We start from the raw sequence: 23,978 nt of genomic DNA, 5'->3' as shown, positions 1-23,978 counted from the left end.
TAAGAGAGCGGATTTTGGATTAAATTTCAATTCTTTAATCCAAAATCCAAAATCTAAAATTCTTACTCCCCACTTTCCTATCCCAAAAATAGCTTGTATGCCGGATTCTTGTTTTCATCCCAATAACGATAGCCCAGGTTATCGAGAAAAGCTTGCCACTCTTCCATCTCGTGAGGGGGAACCTGGATACCAACAACGATTCGTCCGTAGTCTGCCCCGTTGTTGCGGTAGTGAAAAAGACTAATATTCCAGTCAGGACTCATGGAAGTAACAAACTTCATCAATGCGCCGGGACGTTCGGGAAACTCAAAACGGTAGAGCAATTCATTGTGAGCGAGGGGAGAGTGTCCACCCACCATGTGCCGCAGATGTAATTTAGTTAGTTCGTCGTCTGTTAAATCAAGAGTTTCAAATCCTTGAGCTTCAAAGGTTTCTACCATCTTTGCAGCATCGGCCCGGTTTTGAATTTGCACACCTACAAAAATATGGGCTGTTTTTTCATCGGCAATGCGATAATTAAACTCAGTAAGATTACGGTTGCCAATACATTCACAAAACCGACGAATACTTCCCCGTTCCTCAGGAATTGTGACTGCAAAGATAGCTTCGCGGCGTTCGCCCAACTCTGCCCGTTCTGCCACAAAGCGGAGGCGATCAAAATTCATGTTTGCACCGCAGGCTACAGCAATTAAGGTTTGCCCCTCAATTTGTTCTCGTTCTGCGTAGGCTTTGGCAGCTGCGATCGCTAATGCACCGGCTGGTTCTAGAATGGATCGTGTATCCTCAAACACGTCTTTAATTGCAGCACAAGTATGGTCTGTATCCACCAGAATGATTTCATCTACATACTGTTGACATAAACGGAAGGTTTCTTCACCTACTTCCCGCACCGCCACGCCATCAGCAAATAACCCGACTTGGGACAAGCGCACCCGATGTCCGGCTTTTAGTGATTGAGACATCGCATCAGCATCTACTGGTTCAACGCCAATAATCTTGATTTCCGGACGCAACCGTTTCACATAAGCTCCAATCCCAGAAATTAATCCGCCCCCTCCAATCGCTACAAAAATCGCATGAATGGGTTGCTGATATTGCCGTAAAATTTCCATCCCGATTGTTCCCTGTCCAGCAATAACATGGGGATCATCGAAAGGATGAATAAAGGTCAACCCTTTTTCTACTTCTAATTCACGGGCATATCTATAAGCATCGTCGTAGGTATTTCCATGTAACACGACTGCTCCGCCCCTCATTCTAACCGCATCCACCTTGACTTGGGGTGTGGTTATTGGCATGACGATAATCGCTCTGGTTCCTAAGCGCTGGGCTGCAAGGGCGACCCCCTGAGCATGGTTCCCCGCAGACGCTGCGATTACACCCTGCGCCAATATATCTGGTGGCAGTTGCACCATTTTATTGTAAGCACCCCGCAGTTTAAAGGAAAATACTGACTGCATATCCTCACGTTTCAGCAGGAGTTGATTATTCAGCCGTGCAGACAAATTTGGGGCATACTCAAGTGGTGTTTCCTGGGCAACATCGTACACACGGGCAGTCAGAATTTGGATGAGGTAATCGCAATACATCGGTGTCAAGGTGTTAGCAAATGTCAGATGAAAATTAATTTTACGTTACAAGCGATCGCACTGGTTTTAATTCACCGATCGCATCTTGGATGGATTATAGAGAGACTAAACTATGTAAATTTTTAAAACAAAATAGGCACGGTTGCACAAGTATTAAGAAGCTTTCCCTGATTTGCTTGATAATCATGCTACTCGCGCGTTAATACCTGCTATATGCCTGATAATTAATAAGGCAATCTACAGAGAGCAAAGATGCAGACTCTCCAACAACTCTCCCTCCCAAGTATGGGCTGCGGGACTTGGGCCTGGGGCAACCAACTGCTTTGGGGATATGACGAAAGTATGGATGACCAGTTGCAAGCCGTCTTTAACCTTTGTGTAAGCAACGCTGTGACTTTATTTGATACAGGTGATTCTTACGGAACTGGGAGATTGAATGGTCGCAGTGAGTTACTTCTGGGACGATTCAACCGAGAATATGTAGGTTCAGGTAAAGAAAATATTTGTATTGCTACTAAGCTTGCTGCTTACCCGTGGAGATGGACACGTCAATCAATGGTAAAAGCTTGCAAATCATCTGCCCAACGCTTGGGAAGAAACGTAGATTTGGTACAGATGCACTGGTCTACAGCAAACTATGCTCCTTGGCAAGAAGGAGGACTGTTAGATGGTCTTGGCGATTTGTATAAGCAAGGACTGGTTAAGGGAGTGGGGCTATCTAATTATGGGCCTAAGCGGCTTAAACAGGTACAGAAAAAGTTTGCTGAACGAGGCGTTCCGATTACTACTCTGCAAGTTCAATACTCTTTGTTGTCTACATATCCCGTCACTCAACTAAAGCTCAAAGACCTTTGTGATGAGTTGGGAATCAAATTGATTGCCTACAGCCCTCTAGCTTTGGGACTACTGACAGGAAAATACTCTGAGCAAGGCCCTTTGCCCAAAGGCATCCGAGGTCTGCTGTTTAGGCAGATATTACCAGGGATGCGATCGCTTTTGGCATCTTTACAAGAGGTGGCACAGTCTAGAAACAAAACCATGTCACAGGTAGCAATTAATTGGTGCATCTGTAAAGGAACCATTCCTATTCCTGGAGCAAAGAATGTAGAACAGGCAAGGGAAAATATTGGTGCATTGGGTTGGCAATTAGACGACAATGAGATTGCAGAGTTGGATAAGGCGGCGACGAATGCAGACAAAAAAATGGTACAAAATATCTTTCAAACTAAGTAAAATTTCAACGTTGCTGAATTTGAATATAAATCATTGCAAAAACCTGGTTGAAGTTGAAATAATATAAATTACTATTTTTCAATTAAAATATATCGCCTTCAGGTGTACTCATTAGAGAGCAAAAGCCAAGTCACTTTCAATTAACTTGGCACCTGTTAGGTTCGCCCCACTTAAATTGCAGAAGTTAAAATTTGCCCCTCTTAGGTCTGCTAATGCTAGATTAGCTCCTCTTAGGTCTGCATCAGTGAGGTTAACTTCATTTAAGTTAGCGCTACTTAGATTAGCTCCTCTCATATCTGCTTGTTGCAGGTCTGCCTTGGTTAGGTTTGTCCTCATTAGGTATGCCTTACTCAGGTCGGCTCGACTTAAATTAGCTTCACTTAGGTCTACTGCCGTTAAATCAGCTTTACTTAGATTGGCTTGACTTAAGTCTGCCCAACTCAACTTTGCATAACTTAGGTTAATTTCACTCAGCTTTACTGATGCAAGTACTGCACACCTCAAATTAGCATTAATAAAATTTCTTTCTCCCATTGCATAACGGCGTAAAAGTTCATCAGTTGTTACTCTGTCTAAAACAGCTTTTGATGCGCCTTGATAACACCATGTAGCTTCTAATAGTTTGGCCGCAGTATTAACAGCTACCTCATCACATTTAGTTATGATCACACCATTGCAGCCATCCCATTGACCGTTAAGTATAAAGGCAATCTCATTAGCGGCAGCAATTGAGTCAAATAGTAAAATAGATTCCTTGTGCCGTTTTAACCAGCTATTCCAACCAATCGAGATAATATTTTTCATTTTTAGAAGTTTTGGCACGTTAAGTGACGATTACGGCTCTAACTTCCAGATATTAATAAACTCTAGGTTACTCTACCTCTGTCTTAAGTTATTTATTCAAGGTTAGTTCCAGCGACACAAAAGGCTGGACTTCGTTTTTTAAGACTACCTCTTTTCTTTTATGCGCCAGTTTATGACAGGGCGCTGTACAAAGACCTACAACACTGATGCAGCCCATTTACAGCGCTCTGTCACAAAGAAGTTACAATCGGCTTAAGTACAAATGCAAGAACTAAGTTCTAAACAGTTGAGTCTGAACGTTCTATTTGCTGCCGAATGGTATCAATAGAAGCATTAACGCCAGCTAGTTTGGACTCTAAATCATCTCGCATCCAAATCAAGAATTTTAATTTCCGCTCTAAGCCAGCTTTGCGCGAAATGGGTTCGCTTCCATAACAGGGATTACCCCAAAAAGGAAACATAGTTTACCTCTGTATTTAGCTTTTGTAACAGTGCAATGAATTGCACTACTACACTACATTATGACTAATCACAATCAGACTGGTGTGTGTAACAACCGACCTAAATTGGACGTGCTTAACGAACTTTGCTAAAAGTTATGTATTGAACTAGCAGAGGTATTTGACCGGACTGCCATCAACTCTTTGCATTCCTACGTTAAGAAAAAGGTGAAGTGACGGCGGCACTTCAAATAAAGACAGAAAGATTCTGCCAATTTGGCATTACAAGTCTCTGAATTGCCGTTTAAATGAGATATCAAGAGAACAGGATAGCCCAAAGGTTACACGAGGAATAGTTTACCCTATGCCTCAGTCGCTCCACAAATCGCCAGTTGTTGACCCAACGCTGTAGAATCACTTCTCAGGCAACTTACAGCGCTCGGTCATCGCAACTCTTGGAGACGCTGCGCGAACGCTACAACTGGCTAGTAATCGACTAGAAAACACGTAGCAATTGAGCAATCTATCTACTGCTTGGATTTAGCAAACATCCCTGTTGGCATATTTCCTTACTTGAATTAAGAGGATGAAGGGCGATGCCTACGGCGGTAGACTACACACCCCATTAAATGGGAACCCTGTTATATAATAGCGTTTCTCATTGCCATGAAATCATTGAATCTCCTCAAATCCAAACTAGCTATTACAGCTTTAGCTATTGCAGTAAACATCACTGTCATTGTCATTGATGTCCATTCTTCAAGTTCAAATCCTCCCATTGGCAGGAGTACAATTACTCAGTCACAATCACATATTCAACTTGTTCACACACTGACTGGCCATAAAAAAGTAACTTTTGGTGTTCGAGCAGTTGTGATTAGCCCAGATGGGCAAACCCTAATTAGTGGAGGTAGAGATGATACTATTAAATTCTGGAATCTCCAGACTGGAAAATTACTCCATAGTTTAGATGCTCACTCAGATGGTGTTACTTCAATTGCTATTAGTCCAGATGGCAAGCTGCTTGTAAGTGGTGGAATAACCACCCCAACAATGAAGGTTTGGGATTTACGCACTCAATTAATGCTTAACATCGAAAGTGGACATACGCTGCCAGTAGAAACCGTTGCTATTAGTTCAAATGGTAGATTGATTGCTAGTGGCAGTGATGAGCACACAATCAAGCTTTGGGATTTACACACGCTTAAGTTGCTTAATACCATTGCTGCACACTCAGATTATGTGAGTAAGGTTGCATTTAGCCCTGATATACAAACCCTTGTTAGTACTGGGGGTGGCGATGACAATACAATTAGGCTGATTGATCTGCAAACTAAAAAAATGCGCCATGTTCTCAAAGGACATAAAACCGGAGTTGATGCTATTGCCATTACTCCAGACAGCAAAAAGCTCGTCACTGGCAGTTTTGGTCAATTAGTTTCTCGAAATCGTGCAATTAGTACCCTGAAGTTATGGAATCTTCAAACTGGAAAACTGCTGCATGAGTTTCCTGAGAATTTTAGTTCAGTTGAATCTCTTACTATCAGTCCCGATGGAAAAATTCTGATTTGTGGCAATTTTGATGGCAGTATTAAACTGTGGAGCTTAGAGACTTTAAAATTGTTGCACACCTTTCAGGATGGTTCTAGTTCTGTTTTAGCGGTTGCTCTTAGCCCAGATGGTAAAACACTCGCAAGTAGCAATGAGGATAGTATTATTCATATTTGGCAAATTAACTAATACCAATTCGCTATATGGAAGTGAAGTTTTCCAGAACCTGTAAAAAGTCATATTACCTACAGATGGAAACTTAAAAGATAAGTATGGGGAATTGAATATAGCGATCGCTCAGATTTTTAATGAATTATTTCTGCTCAACAGAAATACTTTGTTTCAGAGGAATGGTAATCACAAACTCGCTGCCACTTCCTGAACATTCACACGAGCTAAAACTTCTTCGGCCTGAATAGGTTTGGTAATATAGTCTACGGCTCCTAATTGCAATGCTTTGACTTTATGCTCTACCTCAGAAAGAGCAGTCATAAACTCTGATTTCGGTAGATTTAGCAAGTAAAAAGGCATATTGCTTTCTCAAAATGCTTGATTGCTTTCTGATTTCGGTAGATTTAGCAAGTAAAAAGGCATATTGCTTTCTCAAAATGCTTGATTGCCTACTCATTTCAGTAAATTCAGCAAGCAAAGAGACATATTACTTTATTAAAATGCTTAATTGCTTTCTCATTTCGGTATATCACGTATTCATTTCAGTAAATTCAGCAAGCAAAAAGGCATATTGCTTTCTCAAAATACTTGATTGCTTACTAATTTCGGTAGATTCAGCAAGCAAAAAGGCATATTGCTTTTTCAAAAGCTTGATTGCTTACTCATTTCGGTATATTGCACATTCATCACAATGATCGCTATGTAACAAAGATCATTGCAGAATTGCCGGAGTTCTCTCAAGCGGATCAATACGGAAGTTTTTTAAAGTAAAGAATATTAACCGTACTGGATTACAAGGTTCAGATCATGGCTCGCAGAAAAAGAACCTCTCAGGTGTTAGAAAAAGCAGCGCGTCGTGCTGCTGGTATCAACTCAATTGATCCGAATTTAAATGTAGGCAATGGACTCACCCTACCGGCATTCTCAACTCTAATTGAGACGATGCGAACTAGAGAGCATTTATACAACACTGCTCTTTCCAACCTTGATAAGATGTACCATGACATGCTCCAAACAGAGCGCGAGTTGGCAGATATGGCAGAGCATATGCTGTTGGGAGTTGCTACTCAATATGGTAAAAGCAGTGTGGAGTACGGCATGGCAGGAGGTGTTCCTAAGAACCAGCGCCACAAGGGACTGCGAGGCGAGTCACCAGTTCACAGTTTACAGCAACCGTCATTTATTGCCAGTGTGAACAGCAACGACAGCAAAAATGGCAACCAGAATGGAAACAAAGCAGCAGCGACAAGTTAGCTTGCATTAAAGCCTACGGATTCATCTGTGGGCTTTAATAATTAGCTTAAGCATTTTTCTTTTGAGAATCGCTATAGACTGAGGCTTCATTAAAAATCATTCTAATTTATTCTTATTCATTACCAATGCCATTGCACTTATGAACAGGTCATGAGTGTTACAGGCTACTACTTATTTGGGAATACTTTTATAGGAGTGATCAGGAAGGCGATCGCGCTAATACTTTCAAATTAAATCTACTATATCACCTTACAATCACTCATATTTTAAAAAAATATGTATCAAGAATCACTAATTTACCAGGAGTAAGCAAGATGGGATTCACTGAAGATATTACCAAGCTGTCTGAACAAGTGCGTAAGCGGGCTGACCAAGTTGTTGGTGAAGAAGCTACTAAGATGGCACTGATTGTTCCTTTTTTAAATGCTCTTGGCTACGATGTCTATGACCCTAGTGAAGTAATGCCGGAATACGTGGCAGATTTTGCTATTAAAAAAGCAGGGCAGTTTGAAAAGGTGGATTACGCCTTAGCTATTAACAATAATATAGTTATGCTCGTAGAGGCAAAAGCCCGTGGTCAAAAAGCTGAAGCACATGATGGGCAACTGAGCCGCTATTTTAATGGACTTTTGACAACAAAAGTAGCTATCGTCACTAATGGGGTTGAGTACCGTTTTTTTACAGACTTGCGTGATAAAAATGTCATGGACAAGGAGCCATTTTTTGGTTTTAATATCCTGGAATATGATACCACAGATATTGATAACCTCAAATTTTTTCACCGTGATAATTTTGATATCACGGCTATTACGAGCCATGCTGAAGAAATGGTTTATGTAAAAGGTATGACTCAGCTTGTAGGAAATCTTTTACGTTCTCCTTCTGAAGAATTTGTTCGTTTCTTAGTATCTGAACTGCGTTCCTCTGACCATAGGTATGAATTTCAAGGTAATATTAATGCTAGAGTCATTGAGAAATTCAAGATAATTGTTAAAAAGTCGATTCAGGGAAGTTTACTAGACTTAATGACAAGCTCACTTAGCCGAGAAATGTCTCAACCTGTCAAAGTAGAAGTAGAACCAGAAATTGAAGAAGAGGAACAACCCCAAGACCCTCAAGAATCAAAAGTAGTAACGACTGCTGAAGAAATCGCAGCTTTTGAAACAATTAAAGCAATTACGCAAACTTCAAAGAGCTACAGTTTTGAACTCAAATACAGAGATACTACCTCCTACTTTGGCATCAATCTTGGTAAAACTACCTGGTGGTTTCTGCGGCTGTATCTATCTTTGCAGAAAAAAAGTTTTATTACTCGCCTAAGTGTAGATGAAGTAAAGTCTCTAGCTTAAAATTTTGAAGTGCAGGAAGTAACAGCTTCTGTGGGGGATGCCACATCAAAAGTAATTATTTCCTCTGTCAGTGATTTCGATCAGCTGACATCACTGATTCTCAGATGTTATGAGGCAGAAGCAGGCAAGCATCAAACATTCACCCCAGATGTAATCAGAATAGAAAAATCAGCTTAACTCGGTATAATTGCTTTTACTAGCAGCATTAGTTACATCGTCCATCACTGTACAAGAAAACTACTACCGTCAACTGGGACTAAGAGACAGAATTCTTAACTTCCCGTTGATGGTCGCAGTGGTGCTAACACTGCTATGGCAAGATGTGGTGGAAGTTACAGAACTGACAAGCATGTTAGCCTTGATTGGGCCAACAACAGTACTACACCTGGCATCCTCCGACACCATCAGCCAGCATCAGGTCATGCGCTGGTTAGTTACTCGTCATCCCAGTTATCATCTTATACATATTCAAAAAAGGGCATTTTTAGACAAGCTATATCAGTTGATTTTAATTATGCTCCCGAATCGTAGGCTTGATTGAGTTTGGTGGCTGACTCTTCTAATAAACGTTGTTCATGAGCATTTCTTGGTAACACCAGTTGGCGCTCAATACCTATTGAGCTAATGATACATGGAAGTCCAAGAACAACTTCACTGCCAATTCCATAGTTAGAATCTGCTCTCACCGATACTGGAAATATTTGCTTTTCATCTTGCAAGATGGAATCAACTAACTGACAAACTACCGTTGATATACCATAGCTAGTATTTCCTTTACGTTCCGAAATACTATAGCCTCGCTTACGCGTTAACTCTGTGTACTCTTGCTGAATTTGTTCCAGTTTTTCTCCTTGTGGGATGGGAAATTCAGTTAACGGAATTCCCCCAATGAATGCATTAGACCAAACGACAAATTCACTGTCTCCATGCTCTCCAATCACATAAACGTGAACGTCTTGAAGAGCAACGCTCAGTCGCTTACCAAGTTGATATCTCAGTCTAGCAGTATCAAGAACGGTTCCCGAACCGAAAATTAGGTTTTCGGCTCTGGTGGAACTGGCGATCGCAATCCGCGTTAGTATATCTACTGGATTGCTAACGATAAGTACGATTGAATTCGGTGCGACTCGATCCAATTCTTTCATCGTTGAACGCATGATCTCTGCATTCTCGCTCAACGTATCTAATCGGGTCTGTCCTTGTTTATGCTGCACCCCAACAGTCACGACAATCACATCAGAATCAGCTAAATCTTCATACTGATTTGATGGTATAATCTCCATCTCTTGAAGTAGGGGAATGCTGTCTCCAATATCCCATGCTTGCCCCTCAGCTTTTGATAAAGTTCGGTCAAAAAGCACGACTGTTACACACTTACGGAGTAGCACTAAAGCATTTGCTACGTTTGCACCCACATTCCCCGCACCAATCACACCGACCTTGGATGTTTTGCTACTCATGTTATATCTACCTTTTTTGTAATTGAATCTAACTCGGTGTAATTGCTTTTACTAGCAGTTGAAAGGTTGAAACTTTTCGTCCATGCCTCTGAATTTACCATCTGTGTCTACCTATTTTTCACGCTAGCCAAGTAAATCGTGTGAACGTTTATAATAAAAGCGTCTAAATAATATTACAGAGATAAATTGATGAGAGGTGAATTTGATGGCAAAGTTGCAATTGTTACGGGTGGGAGTTCGGGAATTGGTAAGGCGACGGCGATCGCTTTTGGCAAAGCAGGCGCGAAAGTCGTCGTTGCGGCTCGTCGAGACTCCGAAGGTGAAGAAACGGTGAATCTAATTAAACAAGCTGGGAGTGAAGCCTTGTTTGTTAAAACAGATGTCGCCCAAGTATCTGAGGTGGAAGCACTTGTGAGCAAGACGGTAGAAACCTACGGTCGCCTAGATTTTGCATTCAACAATGCTGGTATTGATGGTGGGAACGCTCCTCTCCACGAACAATCGCTTGAACAGTTCGATCAACTTATAGCAGTCAATGTACGCGGATTATTCCTGTGCATGAAGTATGAAATTGTCCAAATGCTTCGTACTGGAGGAGGCGTGATTGTCAACAATTCTTCAATGGGTGGACTTATAGCCTTTCCCCGCTTTGGACCATATAATGCAAGCAAGCACGCTGTTATGGGGTTAACAAAGTCAGCAGCCCTTGATTACGCCAAATTGGGTATCCGGATTAATGCTGTTAATCCTGGTATTATTGATACAGATTTGATTGGCCGTATGATAGAAAAAAGGGATGATGCTGAAACCGCAAGTCAACAGTTGACAACAATGGTTCCAATGGGACGAATGGGCAAATCTGAAGAAATAGCTTCGACTGTACTTTTTTTATGTTCAGAAGCTGCTTCCTACATAACTGGTCAGTCTTTGGTTGTAGATGGCGGTTATATAGCCACGTGAGTAGTCGTTTATCAAGTCAAGAAGTAGAGTTAATGATTCACTCACTTACTCCAGTAATAGATCAGCCTGTTGAACCTAAAACAGAACAAAAGATTGAAAAAGAGAATAAACAACAAGAATTTCAAAAAACTACATATACAACCTAAGGGACTTCCAGTTAAAAAAACATCCCATCGTAGGGGTGCAAGGCCAAGATCCTCTACAAATGTACAAATAATTTTGGATAATTTATTTTTTGTCAGTCCCTAACTGCCTAGACCTATTGACGAGTAGTACCCCTTATGGTATACGTTTTGACAAAAAAAGTGGCTCTGCAATCAGCAGAACCACTAAAGCTTTCGCAAACCTGTTATAACTTAACGAACTGCCCCTTGAGCAGAAACAGTATCAATTGGCTTCATCAGGTACAACCGCAATAACTGCCAGCCATTGGAGATGTAAAGCGGCAGTTTCTGGAAGAATTGCAGGAATTTGGGAGTGTTGGAGTTAGCGATCGCACTCAACTTCTGATTATTGCTTATACAAGTATCCAACCGCTGATAAAACTCTGGATTCTCTACATCCAGCATCAGCGGGAACACCCTACCTGCGTTTTCGTTAGTCTTCTGAATAACATGGATGTCGTATTCTCGCGCATCCAATCCAAGGGTCGCATAAAAGTCCTTGCGTTGGATGTCATTGAGATACATTGTCGCAAACACCGACAACAGGAAGAACCGACTCCACAGCCGTGCTTTCCAATCATTCAATATTTGCGGCTGGGATTTCATAATCGCATCGAAGAAATCACCGTGACGGTTTTCATCTTGACACCAGTTCTCAAAGAACCGGAAGATTGGATAAATCCGGTCTTCAGGATGTGCTTCTAAGTGGCGATAAATGGTGATATAGCGCCAATAACCAATCTTTTCAGAAAGATAAGTGGCGTAAAAGATGAATTTTGGCTTAAAGAAGGTATAATTGCGGCTCTTAGTCAAAAACCCTAAATCTAGAGACAGATTAAAGTCCGACATAGCTTTGTTCAAAAAGCCAGCGTGACGTGCTTCATCCCGTGACATCAGGTTAAAACACTCTGCCAAGACGGGGCTTTTGCCTTTCAAGCGACGACCGAGTTCTTTATACAGCAAAAAGCCAGAAAACTCTGCCGTACATGAACGTTCTAAAAATTCAACGAATAATCGGCGAGTCTCCCCATCAATATGGTCCCAGGATTGTTCAAACTCGGCATCCCGAACAAAGTGATGGCGGTTGTAGTCAGTGCGAAACTCTTCGAGAATGGCTCTTAACTCGTCTTCGTTAACGGAGATGTCCATCCGCGCCATTTCATCAAAATCGGTAGTATAAAACCGAGGTGTTAACAGGGTTTCTTTTGCCGGGACTTTAATCCCTGGCCGGATTTCTTCAAAGCCTGGTTTTTTGAGGGAATCTACCATGTCTTGATTGCTCTTTCGTCTTTATTATCTTAAGTAGACCCTTCGGGTGACGCTCCTACGTCGCTACCGCTACGCTAACGGCAGTTCCTTATGGGGGAAACCCCCATCGCCCTTGGCGTCTCCCTTTGGGAGAAGACCGAACTGACTAACCAGACCAAGGGTAAAGCTCTGGCAAGGCGCAACAGCCCACAAGAATCCAATTGTATAAAGTTCAGTCTACCAAGGTACGGGTTATAAATTTGCAAGCGAAACATTAAGAGTTGCAACAATGATTCAATGTTTGCGGAATCAAAAATCGCGGATTGGTAGTCAAATAAACGTAGTTCAGTGATCAGGATTGTTTTGATCAAGTGGAGTAGGACGCTCCTCTTGTATTCTCAAAGCACTACTATCTCAGTAATTTTCTTTGGTTCTTACTACAATAAATCAATGCGGTTTTCTCAATACGTTGATCATCTTAAAATTAACAATTTATGACTAGCATAATTACTGACAAATTTTAATTATTTAGTGATATCTTGCACGCTTTCCAATAACTGTAGGTTGGACACTGCCCATAACGTCAAATTATAATTGGATCGAACATCGCTACCCACCTACAAAAATTGCCAGAAAGTAACTGGTGTAAGATGTAAATCTAGCTATTCATGCTTGGTATAAAAAACAGTATGGAAAAACTATCTTAGACAACAAGAGCAAATCCAAAGGGTTGAAAACAAGATGAATCTTGAAAACAATCAGCAAAAAGACCGACTTCTTGTCTCTTACATCTTGTGTGCAGTCGGATTTTTCGGGGTGGGAGGGCTGCACCGTTTCTACAATGGCAAGATAGGGACTGGGTTGTTGTGGCTGTTGACCGGTGGTGTGTTTGGTGTAGGGCAGGTCGTGGATTTGTTCTTCATGCCCGGTATGGTTGACGAATACGAACACAAGCTAAGACTGAAAGCGGGTGTATCTCCCTTTGGTGTGCCGTTAAATCAAGCAGTGGTTGCCTCTCAAGTTCACCGCCCAACAGGCAACCAACTCATGATGAAACTGATCGAAGCGGCGGAAAGTAAAGGTGGTATTTTAACTGTCACTCAAGGCGTGAAGTTCACCGGAGCTAACTTTGTCGAAGTGGAAGCTACTCTCAATGAGATGTACAAATCAGGTTATGTAAAAATTGATAACGACCCCAATACTGGAGCCGTTACTTACCATTTCCATGAACTTTAAGGGGAGTGCGGAAGAAGCAGGGGAGTAGGGGGCAGGGGGAAAAATAAAAAATTACCTCTTTCCCCTCTGCTTTCAGCAAGAACTGCCCCTCTGCCTCTTTTCAATGCCCAATGACTAATTTATACCTAACCACTTTTGACCGTCCAAGCGCTGAACTAAGCCAAATACCAACAAATCGAGTGTAACTCTACGCTCATCGATTAAGAATGACTCAAGAGTGCTAGGTTTTTTGCCTTCATTACAGGAAAATCCCTTTTTCCCTTGAATATCTTCTTCGGGGAAATACAGGTTAAACTGACGCTGACCGATTTCTGTCCAACTGCCGATAATTTGCCAGCATTCTTCGGCGGATGCAAAGCCAGTGATTGGCACCTTTTGCTTGGCAAAAGACACCTGTAAATCTTGCACACCTTGTTGAGCGATCGCTTTTTGTAAAGCTGGCAAGTAATCTTGCTCGATGAACTCTACAAATGGCTTATCTTCAACAGCTGGGGCTTTTTCCTTTTTGGCTGCTTTAGCTGCGGCGGCTGGTTTTTCACCTGTTGCTGCGGCTGCTGCGGCTTTTTCACCTGTTGCTGCGGCTTTTTCGCCTCCTGCGGCTTTAGCTGCGGCTGCGGGTTTTTCTCGCTTGGGTGGTACAGCAGCTGGTTTAGCAGCATTGGGGTTATCTTCGGGGTTTGCGGCTTTAGGATCTGGCGCGTTGGCAGTAGGAATATCTGTGGCTTCGGGTGAGTCTGTACTAGGAGCGTGTTCTTCAGCTACACTGGGAGCTTGCTTATCAACAGTGCTGGGAGCTACTTCTCCCGCTTGATTGTGATTGGTTTGGTCTGCCATTGCTCAGGTCAATCCTTTAATCTAGCTTTCGGAGCGATCGCTCACCTTGAGGTATCGGGTATTTTCATTTTGACATAATAGTACCGCAAGGCAATAATAACTGTACAGATTAAAAATAACGCAAAGGCTTAGGACATAAGCTTTCTTCCCTTCTGTCCCCTGTCCCTTCATTTTGGATTTGCGGTTTTAGATTGTTCAACAGTACGGCGTTTTGCATCCTGTGTAAAGATATGTGTACACCGTAGCTTAAAAAGGGGTAGATTTTAAAAGCTAACTTTTTAAGGGGGTTAGGGAGTCTCTTCTACGTAAGTCTTATTCAATCTAAAATCCAAAATCTAAAATCTAAAATTCTTCTGCCTCCTTCAAATCCCCTTGAATCCCATACCAGTTTCTATTTGTTGATGTGCTTGAGTATAATTTACCTTACCAGACGCAATGCTAAAAGTTTTACGCCAAATACCAACTTGGCTTAAAAATAGACCTACTAAAATCAAGCTACCGCCAATATATTGAGGTCGGGTAGGAGCTTCACCTAAAATTAAATAGGCTGCGAGAATGCCCACAATTGGGCTGAATGAGCTAACTAAGGAAGCCATAGATACAGTGGAAGTTTTCAAGCCTTTAATCCAAAAAGACTGACCTATTACCACAATCAACCCACCATAAAGAAACATCCATTGCCACAAGAACGGTGAGAGGACATCAGCAAAATGATCGCTACCATAGACGACTAAAGCAATGAGGAAAAAGATTACAGTTCCTAGTGCAGTCCGAAAGATGCTATAGATTCCAAGCGGGATCTGCGAAAGGTGTTTCTTACCAATAATCGTAGAAGCGGCTACAGCCACAGATCCTGCTGCTGCCAAAAGTTCCCCTATGCCTAAACTGAAACCTCCCATGTTCATCATGCCTTCTGTTGGGGATTGAAGGATGATAGTTAGGATAACACCAACAAACGCTGCGATCGCTCCGATAAATTCCCAAATATTTACCCGTTCCCTCAATAACCACACTGATAAAGCCAGAGTTAGAGGCGGTTCCAAACGTCCCACCAAGATGACATTGTTCACTCCTGTGAGTGCAAATGCCTGGAAAATTAAGCCAGGGGCCAATGCTCCCGATAAAATAGCTACTGCTGTTAAACTGACCCAATCCTGACTTGAGAGTTGCTTCAAAGTAGCTTTGTTCCACTGTCGCCCATAAATTAAGATCAGAAGTATCAAGGCGCAAAGGTTTCCCACAAATAAAACATTACAAAAAGAAATCGGATTGCGATTGCCTATGAAATGTTTAGCACCAATTTCTGTTAGCTTCCGGGTAACTGCGCCAGATGCTGCAAAAATTAGCATTGCTAGCCAGAGATATGTTTGTCCAGAAATTCTATGAATTAGGCGATGTGGTCTTTTGGGTCTAGTCACAATAACATCACTGCAATGAAAGCATTGCTAATTATATTAAATTGCCATCAGTCAGTTCTGAATGAGGTTTTGTTGAGAAAGTACTTAAATTCTGCTGTGACTTAGAGTAACCATGATTGCCTGAGAAAGCGCTGAGAATCAACTAAATTTTATCAAAGGATAAATTCATGAAAATAGTGGCTTAGTTTCAATCAGCTCTCACTCCTACCTGAGATGCTTGGGATGTTCAGGATAAAACAAAAAAGAGAGTAATAAATGAAACTTGCACCCATACTTACAAGTGTCGCTTTGGTTGGTTTTCTCACAGTTTGGGACGCACCATTAAAGGTGATCAATCCGTTATTAGTGCAGGCATCAGCAGCCCAAGAGATGACTCTAACACAGAAACTAGACTTGCTAACTAAGAGTAAGGGTCAGATTGGTAGTGGCGATCAACTGCGTCGTTTCTTTTATGGTGACTTGGAACCAATCGGTATCCAGGTAGGTGGTGCAGGTCACGTAGTTAACCTTTACAATAAAGCCAATGATGTCACATTCGCTTACTGTTCACACTACGATGTGATTGTAGCAATTAAGAAAGGTAAAGTGACTAAGTTTGAACCCAGTGAAGTGAAGTAATACTAAATCCACTTTTCAATTAATATTTTGCTAAAACCAGAGGAGTTCTTTGATTACATCTAGGTTGCGATGTCTGACGACAAGCTACGTTGTATCCACGCCCTAGTAAAAGTCTGATTTAGTCCTCCACAAAAAGGCATTAAAGTTTCTGCAGAATTAGGTTAAAGTGCAAAGGTAAAAAGAAAGTTTAATCTTTTTACCTTTAATGGCCCATTAATTTTATTTATTCTAGACAATGCCAGATACCATAAAATTGAAAAAAGAAATTTGGGGACAAGGAGAATTTTGCAGATAGGGATTGAGATCCCACCTTAAACCCAAGAGGCAAGAAACGTCTGATAAAAATCGTGGAAAACTTAGCGGCACAGCCAGATTAGAGTGTACTCCAAGCGTCAGGAAATAAAACAGCAACCCAAGCAACATCTGATTTTTGGAATTTACCATAGATCCATCATTCCCATGCTGATTTTATTTCAGCACAAATTAATAAATTAATATTTAAATGATTATTAAATAATTGCACTATTGTTTGTTACAGAAAATCAATTAATTCAGCAGTTGCGATCGCCAAATTTCTTGTAGTAGCGCAACTCTCTAAATCAGCAGCCACTTGCATCAGTTGCTTATGGATTTTATCATCAATCCACATGCCAAACTCCTCCCGCACCTGATTAACAGAAGTTAACATCATTACCAAATCCTGCACTACTTCCAAACCCACTACCATCACACAAGCTAGTGCCTTCTGTCCGAATTCCTCCATTCAAGGCGGTATAAAGAGTTCTACGAGATTACTGCACCAGGAAAAGCCGAATTTAGACTTGACAGATTTGACGCAATCTTTGGATAAGGCGATCGCGCAATATCATAATTACACCGGGCCAAAATCAGCTTAAACTGCCCCACAGACGCCTCAATCCCTCAAGCCAATTGTTGCAGTGAACGATCATAAGGTTATCTTTAGGTAGGTGCGCTGAATTGGTCATAAGCTCATCTAAATCTAGATTTGTGTACAGGTTTTAACCTTGAGTCAACCTATCCTGCGTTACACTCAAGTGCAAGGCTAATAGTTGAAGTCCACTCAAGTGGACTGGAACCTTTTATTAATCCTGTTTAAAAGACTTTAGCTATTGGTTCCAGGGATTTTAATCCCTGGCGGGTGAATGGGTAAGCGAAAACTTCATTAGTTTTACTAGATGTCCTGCATCTGTGATCAAGGTATTCTGGAGATATGTTGCTCAATGCGATCACCTACGGTGGGCGGTTACGCTATCGGAAAAAGTATTGCATTGCGAAATAATTGTAATAATATTTAACATGAGTTGATGTTGTGTAATTCAGATTAACTATTGCAAAGAAATTCTTTCACAGTCAGTAGAATGACAAATACAACTAGGCAATTATTTTATAGATTAGTTACCCTTGAACTATAGACTATGTTTTCAGTCCTAAGTTATTTAAGTATTTTGCCTCTGCGGCATACCAATCTAGACCACACCAAATCCTTCATTAAGAGCTCCCACAAATCATAATGCCTGTGATTGAGAAGAAAAGAACTCGCGATCTGCCCCAAATTAACGAACGAATTCGCTTCCCGAAAATTCGGGTGATTGATACTGACGGTGCCCAACTGGGAATTATGCCCCCACTGGAAGCACTACAACTAGCAGAAGAAAAAGAGTTAGATTTGGTGCTACTCAGTGATAAAGCTGACCCGCCAGTTTGTCGGATTATGGACTACGGAAAATATAAGTTTGAGCAGGAGAAAAAGGCGCGGGAAGCCCGGAAAAAGCAGCACACGGCTGATGTCAAAGAAGTTAAGATGCGCTATAAAATAGAAGAACACGACTACAACGTGCGTGTTAAGCAAGCAGAGCGCTTCTTGAAAGATGGCGATAAAGTCAAAGCTACTGTGATGTTCCGGGGTCGAGAAATTCAACACAGCGACCTAGCAGAAGATTTGCTCAAGCGAATGGCAACGGATTTGGAGCCATTTGGTGAGGTTCAACAAATGCCTAAAAAAGAAGGGCGAAACATGATGATGCTCATCTCGCCCAAAAAATAATTCTCTAACTGTTTAATAGACCAAGTTTGAAAATCCCCTGACTTATAGCCAGGGGGTTTTTTCGTTTTTCGTTTGGATACAACATGTGCCCAAAGGTAGTGAGGTCATTTAAATTTATCGAAAATTGATAGTCCTGAAGGCTGAGTGGGAAACATAAGACTCAGTTGCTCAGGACTTTTGCTATTTCCAGGAGATGAGGGACGAGGAGGACAAGGAAGTATTTTCTTCCCCTGCAACGCCAGATTCCTACTCGCCTATTGCGCGGTGATACTACCAGAAAATAAAACTGCATGGAACTGAAAAATCACTGGTTGGCTGCAAATAAAGTTGCCTTACCACGACTACTACAGTGGGTGAATCTCCGACCAGAGGAGAGTGAACGGACTCGGATAATGTTTGTTTTTTACACAACTGTATGTGTAGGATTGCGGTGGGCAGAGGACAGTACGGTGGCGCTGTTTTTGGATAAATACGGAACTAACCTACTGCCGTGGATGTATATTGCCAGTGCCGCTATGAGTGCAGGGCTGGTTTTTTTATACTCTTGGTTACAAAAGATTTTTCCCTTACGCCGGGTGATTGTAGCGATCGCACCTTGCATGTTAATGCCATTAGTTCTATTAATTTTATTACGTTGGGGATGGCAGGTTTCATACCTGGCAGTTATTTCGGTATTTCTGCTGCGGCTGTGGGTAGATGCACTTTATGTAGTCAATGACCTCAACACCTCCATTGTCGCCAACCAACTATTTAACATTCGAGAGATTAAGCGCACTTACCCACTGGTGAGTAGTGGTCTTTTGGTAGCAGATGTGATTAGTGGCTTTAGTTTGCCTTGGCTAGTGCAATACACCACGCTGAATAAGATCATCCTGATCGCCTGTATAGTAATTTTATTAGGATCGGGGATTCTCTTCTATTTAACTCATCACTACCGAGCAGCTTTTCCTGAAACCCCACAAAGACTAATTTCTGAAGAACAAACCTCACGAGAGCGTTTCATTAAAAGTCCGCTGAAACGCTATGTCTGGCAATTGTTTGCCTTTGTCGGTCTGTTGCAAGTCATTGGGTTGTTAGTAGATTTTCAATATCTGCGCGAACTTCAATCTAATTTGGGTGATCGAGAACTCGCTAGCTTCTTGGGTCTTTTTGGTGGCATGTTAGGACTGTGTGAGTTGTTGTTGCAGTGGTTTATTTCCAGCCGACTCATCGAACGGATGGGGGTATTTTTCACAGCCACACTTTTACCAATCACTGTAGGCTTTTCACTACCAGGAGTGCTGGTATTCCTGCATTTAATTCCAGCCATCCAATCGCAAAGCTTTTTTTGGGGTCTGGTGATTGTCAAATTCTGTGATGAACTTCTGCGCTACACCTTTGTCATGAGTAGCGGCCCCATCCTGTACCAACCGATTCCAGAGGCAATTCGCAGCCGGATGCAGACTTTATCTGGCGGAACCGCCGAAGCGATCGCTACAGGTTTGACAGGAGCGCTAATTTTTGTAACTCTATTGTTTTGTGGGAGGTTTATACCCGTACCCCTACAAAAGTGGGTGTTGGTAGCAGAAACAATGCTAATATCTAGTGCCTGTTTAAAAGTAGTTTGGGAATTGCGATCGCGTTATGTTGAACTGTTAGTCTTAAGTGTGGCACGGGGTCACTTAAGTGCAACGAATGTGGGTCTGCGATTCTTTAAGCAGGGGGTAGTCAAAGCTTTAGCAGAAAAAGGCAGTGAGGCTGATAAACGTTCTTGTATTGAACTTTTAGCCCAAATTGACTCTCAAGGAGCTGCGGAAGTTTTAGCACCCCTATTATTCAAGTTAACCCCAGATTTGCAGCGTCAAAGTTTGGAGGTGATGCTGATGGCAGGTGCCAATCCTGCTTATCTAGCCGCCATCCGTCCTTTGTTAGAACAACCCCAACAAACTAACCCCGAAGTATTTGCCTTGGCGCTACGCTATATTTGGCTGGCTGAACCAAATCCTAATTTAAGCCTGCTAGAAGAATATTTGAACCCTCGCCAAAACTCACTCATCCGTGCTACCGCCGCCGCTTTAGTCTTACGCCAAGGAACGCCCATGCAAAAGGTAGCAGCCACTCAAACCATGCGCCGGATGTTGACTCATAAGCAAGAACGGGAACGGGTGAATGGAGTTAGAGCGCTCAGAGAAGCAGTTTATTTGCAGGCGTTGCGGATTTACATCCCAAATTTATTACAAGATGAGTCCTTAAGGGTACGCTGTGCCGTATTAGAAATGATTGCAGCAACCCATTTAGAGGAGTACTATTCGGCACTGATTGCAGCACTTTATTATAAATCAACCCGCAGTACAGCAATGTCAGCCCTAATACTACTGGAGAATGAAGCTGTAGAGATGCTCTTGCAGTTGGCTATCAATATTTACAAACCAGAAATAGTGCGGATGTACGCTTGGCGGACTATTGCTCAAATTGGTACTCAGGAAGCATTGGAGACTTTATGGGAAAACTTGGAATCATCTTGGGGAACTACCAGGGATCATATTCTCCACAGCTTACTAAAAATACACAAACAACCAGGAATTACAGGTTTAGTAGATCGGTTTTATGAAAGTCAGGTAGAAAACTTAATAGAACAGGAATTAAAGTTTTTAGGTGAGATTTACGCCGCCTACATTGACTTCAAAACATTAGACGAAAAAGAAAATTATCAATCAAGTGAGAGGATTGTGATTGTCTCTGAATTACTGCAACGCGCCCTCTTAGAATTGGAATTGGATGTCAAAGAGCGGCTGCTATTGCTATTGAGACTGCTTTACTCGCCAGAAAAGATGCAGGCAGCAGCATTTAATCTGCGATCGCTCTCAGTGGTAAACTTAGCGCGGGGCTTAGAAATCTTAGAGCATACCGTAACTCTGTCTTCAAAGTCTTTGTTGTTGAATACTTTAGATAACCGACCGCAGGCAGAAAAATTGCAACATCTTGTCGAAGCCAAGATCCTAGAATATGAAAATATGGTAGTTAGCGATCGCCTCCACAGATTGCTGATGTTGGGTAACTTGCTTTCTGACTGGTGCCTAGCTTGCTGTTTCCATTTTGCTCAAGTGACTCGCATCCGACTGACAAGTTCTGAGATTTTAATGAGTTTGCGTCATCCAACTGGCTTTGTCAGAGAAGCTGCGATCGCATACTTGCATCTGGTTTCACATCGCGTTCTCCTGCAAATCTTACCCCAGTTACAAAAAGATCCGCATCCTCTGGTGGCTGCTCAAGTTCAAGAGTTACTCGAAAAATACCAGTTTAAAAATTACAATTGAAAAAACCTCCGCTGGAATAATTTTCTTATTTCCATTGCTGCTAAGTAATAGTATTTAGACTTGTGTTTCTCCACAATCATAGACTTGAGAAATATTTTCTGGGCGAAGAAGAACGAGTAAAAAGTGAATTTGACATTTTAAGCGCTTCTTAAAGCAACTATTGGGTCGAGTTGACCAGCTCTACGAGCTGGAACAACACCAAAAATTAGACCAATCCCACCAGAGACACCCAGTGCCATAGCGATCGCCCCTACTGGCACACTGGGTTTAAAAGGGGTAAAAAGTCCCACAATCGTAGTGCCACTGATGCCCACACCAACGCCAATTAAACCGCCAGCTACTGACAGAATGATTGCCTCAATCAAAAACTGAGTTAGAATCGCTTCTTGAGTTGCCCCAAGTGCCTTACGTAAGCCATCGCTCGCTGTCCATGCGGGCAATTAATTGCCCTTGCTTCACTTTTACACCTTCGTCCACATACAGTTGCTCGATTCGACTTTGCTCTTTGGGACCAAGATTAATCTTTTTGAACGACTGGACAGTGGCATTCGCTTTGATTTTAACTGTGATGTCTTTTGACTGCACTACTACTGTTTGCTTAGTCAGATCCGCTTTAGGTGCCTTACTTTGCACTATCAGAAAAACAGTGGTAGCAGTTCCTAACAATCCAACTGCTGCTAATCCCATCAGCCAGTGCTGTTGGCGCTTGGCTTTGCCAAAGCTGGGAAATTGCATTGGTTTGTCTGGTATTTCAGGGTTGCTCATGACACTTAATGACAGATTATAAATTATTTATCAGGGTAAGCGCATCTTGTCAATAAGAACTCCTCAGTGTCAACAAAGCTGAAAATAATCGCATTAATCTTTAGTTGTTGACAATAGTTTAAGCGTTGGCGTAGCCCGCCGCAGGCATCGCTTTCACCCTTAAAAAATCAATCAAACTATAAATCCTGATTCTTTCCTTAGTACATTAACTAAGGGTTTTATCAAGACTAATTTAGATGTGCTTACCCTGATTTATTTAGTAATGGAAGCAGTTTCTAATTATCCAAATACTGCTTAAATATCATTATTTTTCTGCTGGTTAGCACGATAGATTATTAAGGTCTCTTACACTCATTGATAGCCATTATGCCTCACCGTATATAAGTTTTGATAGCGGCAGATAAATTTCACTAAACCTTTGTAACTACAGAATATTTTAGGATTAATAATTATATAGAACTCATATCTGATTTTTGAACAAGATTTTAGATAAAATCCTGATAAAACGGGTTTTTCAGTCTCATTATATTTTCAGAAATCAAATAGTATTCCTACATCTAGTTAATGATGCATAGGTAGGGAGAGCAGATGCAAGGTCAACAAGCCTTTTTACTCATACTTACCAGCAGTCTCTCAAGCTATATCTTCATTTCCTTGTTAACCTATAGAGTGAAACAAGAAGTTACAGAGTATCAAGAACAGCCATGTACGTACTGATTGGTGGAGCCGGCTTAGTGGGACTAAGTTTAGCCCAAAAACTGGTAGAAGTAGGACATACTGTTGCCGTTATTGACATTGATCCTATAGCTTGTCGCTATGCTCGTGAACAAGTAGGAGCAATGGCTTTTGAAGGAAGTGCTGTGAGTACAGAAGTATTGTTAGAAGCTGGGATTCGGAAAGCCGGCTCCTTGGCAGCTGTCCTGAGAAGTGATGCTTTAAACTTGGCAATGGTAACTCTTGCGAAACATTATGGTGTTCCCCACCTTTTAAGTCGGATGCGCCACCCCGATTTTGCCGAACCACTGCGGATAGCTGGAGCCAACCATATCATCAGTACTGTTGAACTAGCGGTTTCAACAATGGTGAATGCCATTGAGTATCCGCAAGTAGAATCAATGATGCATTTTGAGCAAGGGCAAATTGAGGTTCTGAAACTTGCCATCCCAAACAATTGCTATGTTGCTGGTCGTAGCGTTGCCGAAATCGCTCAGGATTCCGGGTTTCCTAGTGGTTCGCTAATTATTGGTTATCAACCCCATCCCCACGAAGACTTAATGATTCCTAACGGCAGTACAATACTGGAACCTCATTCAACAGTGCTGATTGTGACTAAACCAGGATGTTTACACCAAGTAATTAATTTTATTGAACAAAAATGTTGAGCGCAGTCCCTACCTAAACTCTTTATTAGATGGGATTAGCTATATATGTACGCCTTATGTGAGTGAGAAGGGGTAGCAAAAAAGAAAGGGAAACCACAAGATAAAGGTAACGAAACCAAAGCTTGAGGTCTCCCAATGAAT

21 protein-coding genes and 3 pseudogenes are annotated in these 23,978 nt (G+C 41.8%); 13 read left to right on the top strand and 11 right to left on the bottom strand.

Features of this window, described 5'->3' with window-relative positions; translation table 11 throughout:
* Nucleotides 1–77: 77 nt before the first annotated feature.
* Complete coding sequence (gene ilvA, locus V7K21_RS03770; RefSeq protein ID WP_335171655.1) at nt 78–1,589, bottom strand: threonine ammonia-lyase, biosynthetic; 1,512 nt, start codon at nt 1,587–1,589, stop codon at nt 78–80.
* 252 nt (nt 1,590–1,841) lie between these two features.
* On the opposite strand from ilvA, the gene V7K21_RS03765 reads away from it, so the two are divergent.
* On the top strand, nt 1,842–2,822 hold the full coding sequence (locus V7K21_RS03765) for an aldo/keto reductase (protein WP_335171653.1): 981 nt from the start codon (nt 1,842–1,844) through the stop codon (nt 2,820–2,822).
* Nucleotides 2,823–2,933: 111 nt separating this feature from the next.
* Here the strand turns inward: V7K21_RS03765 and V7K21_RS03760 are convergent, their stop codons facing one another.
* Both V7K21_RS03760 and V7K21_RS03755 read right to left on the bottom strand, forming a co-directional pair.
* Nucleotides 2,934–3,626 carry a pentapeptide repeat-containing protein gene (locus V7K21_RS03760; protein WP_335171651.1) on the bottom strand — a complete coding sequence of 231 codons (693 nt, stop codon included), beginning with the start codon at nt 3,624–3,626 and terminating at the stop codon, nt 2,934–2,936.
* Nucleotides 3,627–3,904: 278 nt separating this feature from the next.
* Nucleotides 3,905–4,087: a hypothetical protein gene (locus V7K21_RS03755; protein ID WP_273767515.1), complete on the bottom strand. Its 183-nt coding sequence runs from the start codon at nt 4,085–4,087 to the stop codon at nt 3,905–3,907.
* Nucleotides 4,088–4,732: 645 nt separating this feature from the next.
* Here V7K21_RS03755 and V7K21_RS03750 point away from each other — a divergent pair.
* The gene (locus tag V7K21_RS03750) at nt 4,733–5,806 is read left to right on the top strand and encodes a WD40 repeat domain-containing protein (protein ID WP_335171649.1); all 1,074 of its coding nucleotides are present in this window, start codon (nt 4,733–4,735) and stop codon (nt 5,804–5,806) included.
* Between the two features lie 192 nt (nt 5,807–5,998).
* On the opposite strand, the pseudogene V7K21_RS03745 reads toward V7K21_RS03750, so the two are convergent.
* Nucleotides 5,999–6,112, bottom strand: a pseudogene (locus V7K21_RS03745) (response regulator); the annotation flags it as partial.
* Between the two features lie 483 nt (nt 6,113–6,595).
* On the opposite strand from V7K21_RS03745, the gene V7K21_RS03740 reads away from it, so the two are divergent.
* The 4 genes and pseudogenes from V7K21_RS03740 to V7K21_RS03725 all read left to right on the top strand — a co-directional run.
* The gene (locus V7K21_RS03740; protein ID WP_335171647.1) at nt 6,596–7,042 is read left to right on the top strand and encodes a hypothetical protein; all 447 of its coding nucleotides are present in this window, start codon (nt 6,596–6,598) and stop codon (nt 7,040–7,042) included.
* Nucleotides 7,043–7,356: 314 nt separating this feature from the next.
* Entirely contained in the window at nt 7,357–8,391 is a 1,035-nt protein-coding gene (locus V7K21_RS03735; protein WP_335171645.1) for a type I restriction endonuclease, read from the top strand.
* Between the two features lie 9 nt (nt 8,392–8,400).
* A complete protein-coding gene (locus V7K21_RS03730; RefSeq protein WP_335171643.1) occupies nt 8,401–8,568 on the top strand; it encodes a hypothetical protein in 168 nt (55 codons plus the stop codon).
* Between the two features lie 10 nt (nt 8,569–8,578).
* Nucleotides 8,579–8,758 (top strand): annotated as a pseudogene (locus V7K21_RS03725) (IS4 family transposase); the annotation flags it as partial.
* 145 nt (nt 8,759–8,903) lie between these two features.
* On the opposite strand, the gene V7K21_RS03720 reads toward V7K21_RS03725, so the two are convergent.
* The gene (locus V7K21_RS03720; protein ID WP_335171641.1) at nt 8,904–9,851 is read right to left on the bottom strand and encodes an L-lactate dehydrogenase; all 948 of its coding nucleotides are present in this window, start codon (nt 9,849–9,851) and stop codon (nt 8,904–8,906) included.
* Between the two features lie 189 nt (nt 9,852–10,040).
* On the opposite strand from V7K21_RS03720, the gene V7K21_RS03715 reads away from it, so the two are divergent.
* Nucleotides 10,041–10,811, top strand: coding sequence for an SDR family oxidoreductase (locus V7K21_RS03715; RefSeq protein WP_335171639.1), 771 nt, complete (start codon nt 10,041–10,043; stop codon nt 10,809–10,811).
* Nucleotides 10,808–10,957, top strand: a complete 150-nt coding sequence (locus V7K21_RS03710; RefSeq protein WP_335171637.1) for a hypothetical protein — start codon at nt 10,808–10,810, stop codon at nt 10,955–10,957. The genes V7K21_RS03715 and V7K21_RS03710 overlap by 4 nt, the downstream gene beginning before the upstream one ends.
* A gap of 210 nt (nt 10,958–11,167) precedes the next feature.
* Here V7K21_RS03710 and acsF read toward each other — a convergent pair whose 3' ends face one another.
* Nucleotides 11,168–12,244, bottom strand: coding sequence for a magnesium-protoporphyrin IX monomethyl ester (oxidative) cyclase (gene acsF, locus V7K21_RS03705; RefSeq protein WP_334868580.1), 1,077 nt, complete (start codon nt 12,242–12,244; stop codon nt 11,168–11,170).
* 720 nt (nt 12,245–12,964) lie between these two features.
* Between acsF and V7K21_RS03700 the strand changes: the two genes are divergently transcribed.
* Nucleotides 12,965–13,459: a TM2 domain-containing protein gene (locus V7K21_RS03700; RefSeq protein ID WP_335171635.1), complete on the top strand. Its 495-nt coding sequence runs from the start codon at nt 12,965–12,967 to the stop codon at nt 13,457–13,459.
* A 114-nt stretch (nt 13,460–13,573) separates the two neighbouring features.
* On the opposite strand, the gene V7K21_RS03695 is transcribed toward V7K21_RS03700, so the two are convergent.
* Both V7K21_RS03695 and V7K21_RS03690 read right to left on the bottom strand, forming a co-directional pair.
* Complete coding sequence (locus V7K21_RS03695; RefSeq protein ID WP_335171633.1) at nt 13,574–14,293, bottom strand: DUF2996 domain-containing protein; 720 nt, start codon at nt 14,291–14,293, stop codon at nt 13,574–13,576.
* A gap of 362 nt (nt 14,294–14,655) precedes the next feature.
* Nucleotides 14,656–15,711 (bottom strand): DMT family transporter, encoded by a 1,056-nt coding sequence (locus V7K21_RS03690; RefSeq protein ID WP_335171631.1) that lies wholly within the window; start codon nt 15,709–15,711, stop codon nt 14,656–14,658.
* Between the two features lie 255 nt (nt 15,712–15,966).
* Between V7K21_RS03690 and V7K21_RS03685 the strand changes: the two genes are divergently transcribed.
* The gene (locus tag V7K21_RS03685; protein WP_335171629.1) at nt 15,967–16,329 is read left to right on the top strand and encodes a hypothetical protein; all 363 of its coding nucleotides are present in this window, start codon (nt 15,967–15,969) and stop codon (nt 16,327–16,329) included.
* 532 nt (nt 16,330–16,861) lie between these two features.
* Here the strand turns inward: V7K21_RS03685 and V7K21_RS03680 are convergent.
* Nucleotides 16,862–17,092, bottom strand: a complete 231-nt coding sequence (locus V7K21_RS03680; RefSeq protein ID WP_335171627.1) for a hypothetical protein — start codon at nt 17,090–17,092, stop codon at nt 16,862–16,864.
* A gap of 768 nt (nt 17,093–17,860) precedes the next feature.
* Between V7K21_RS03680 and infC the strand changes: the two genes are divergently transcribed.
* Both infC and V7K21_RS03670 read left to right on the top strand, forming a co-directional pair.
* Nucleotides 17,861–18,394, top strand: coding sequence for a translation initiation factor IF-3 (gene infC / locus V7K21_RS03675; RefSeq protein ID WP_273767490.1), 534 nt, complete (start codon nt 17,861–17,863; stop codon nt 18,392–18,394).
* Nucleotides 18,395–18,684: 290 nt separating this feature from the next.
* Entirely contained in the window at nt 18,685–21,690 is a 3,006-nt protein-coding gene (locus tag V7K21_RS03670; protein WP_335171624.1) for an MFS transporter, read from the top strand.
* Between the two features lie 137 nt (nt 21,691–21,827).
* On the opposite strand, the pseudogene V7K21_RS03665 reads toward V7K21_RS03670, so the two are convergent.
* Both V7K21_RS03665 and V7K21_RS03660 read right to left on the bottom strand, forming a co-directional pair.
* Nucleotides 21,828–22,118 (bottom strand): annotated as a pseudogene (locus V7K21_RS03665) (ABC transporter permease); the annotation flags it as partial.
* Nucleotides 22,096–22,455 (bottom strand): hypothetical protein, encoded by a 360-nt coding sequence (locus V7K21_RS03660; protein ID WP_442948844.1) that lies wholly within the window; start codon nt 22,453–22,455, stop codon nt 22,096–22,098. The gene V7K21_RS03660 and the pseudogene V7K21_RS03665, both read right to left, overlap by 23 nt.
* Before the next feature lie 704 nt (nt 22,456–23,159).
* Between V7K21_RS03660 and V7K21_RS03655 the strand changes: the two genes are divergently transcribed.
* The gene (locus V7K21_RS03655; protein WP_335171621.1) at nt 23,160–23,837 is read left to right on the top strand and encodes a potassium channel family protein; all 678 of its coding nucleotides are present in this window, start codon (nt 23,160–23,162) and stop codon (nt 23,835–23,837) included.
* The last annotated feature ends 141 nt before the right edge of the window (nt 23,838–23,978 follow it).

Origin of the sequence: Nostoc sp., assembly GCF_036919595.1 — a bacterium.
Taxonomy (GTDB): domain Bacteria; phylum Cyanobacteriota; class Cyanobacteriia; order Cyanobacteriales; family Nostocaceae; genus Nostoc.
The sequence above is the reverse complement of the archived record's forward strand: the minus strand, read 5'-3'. Positions and strand labels throughout refer to the sequence as shown.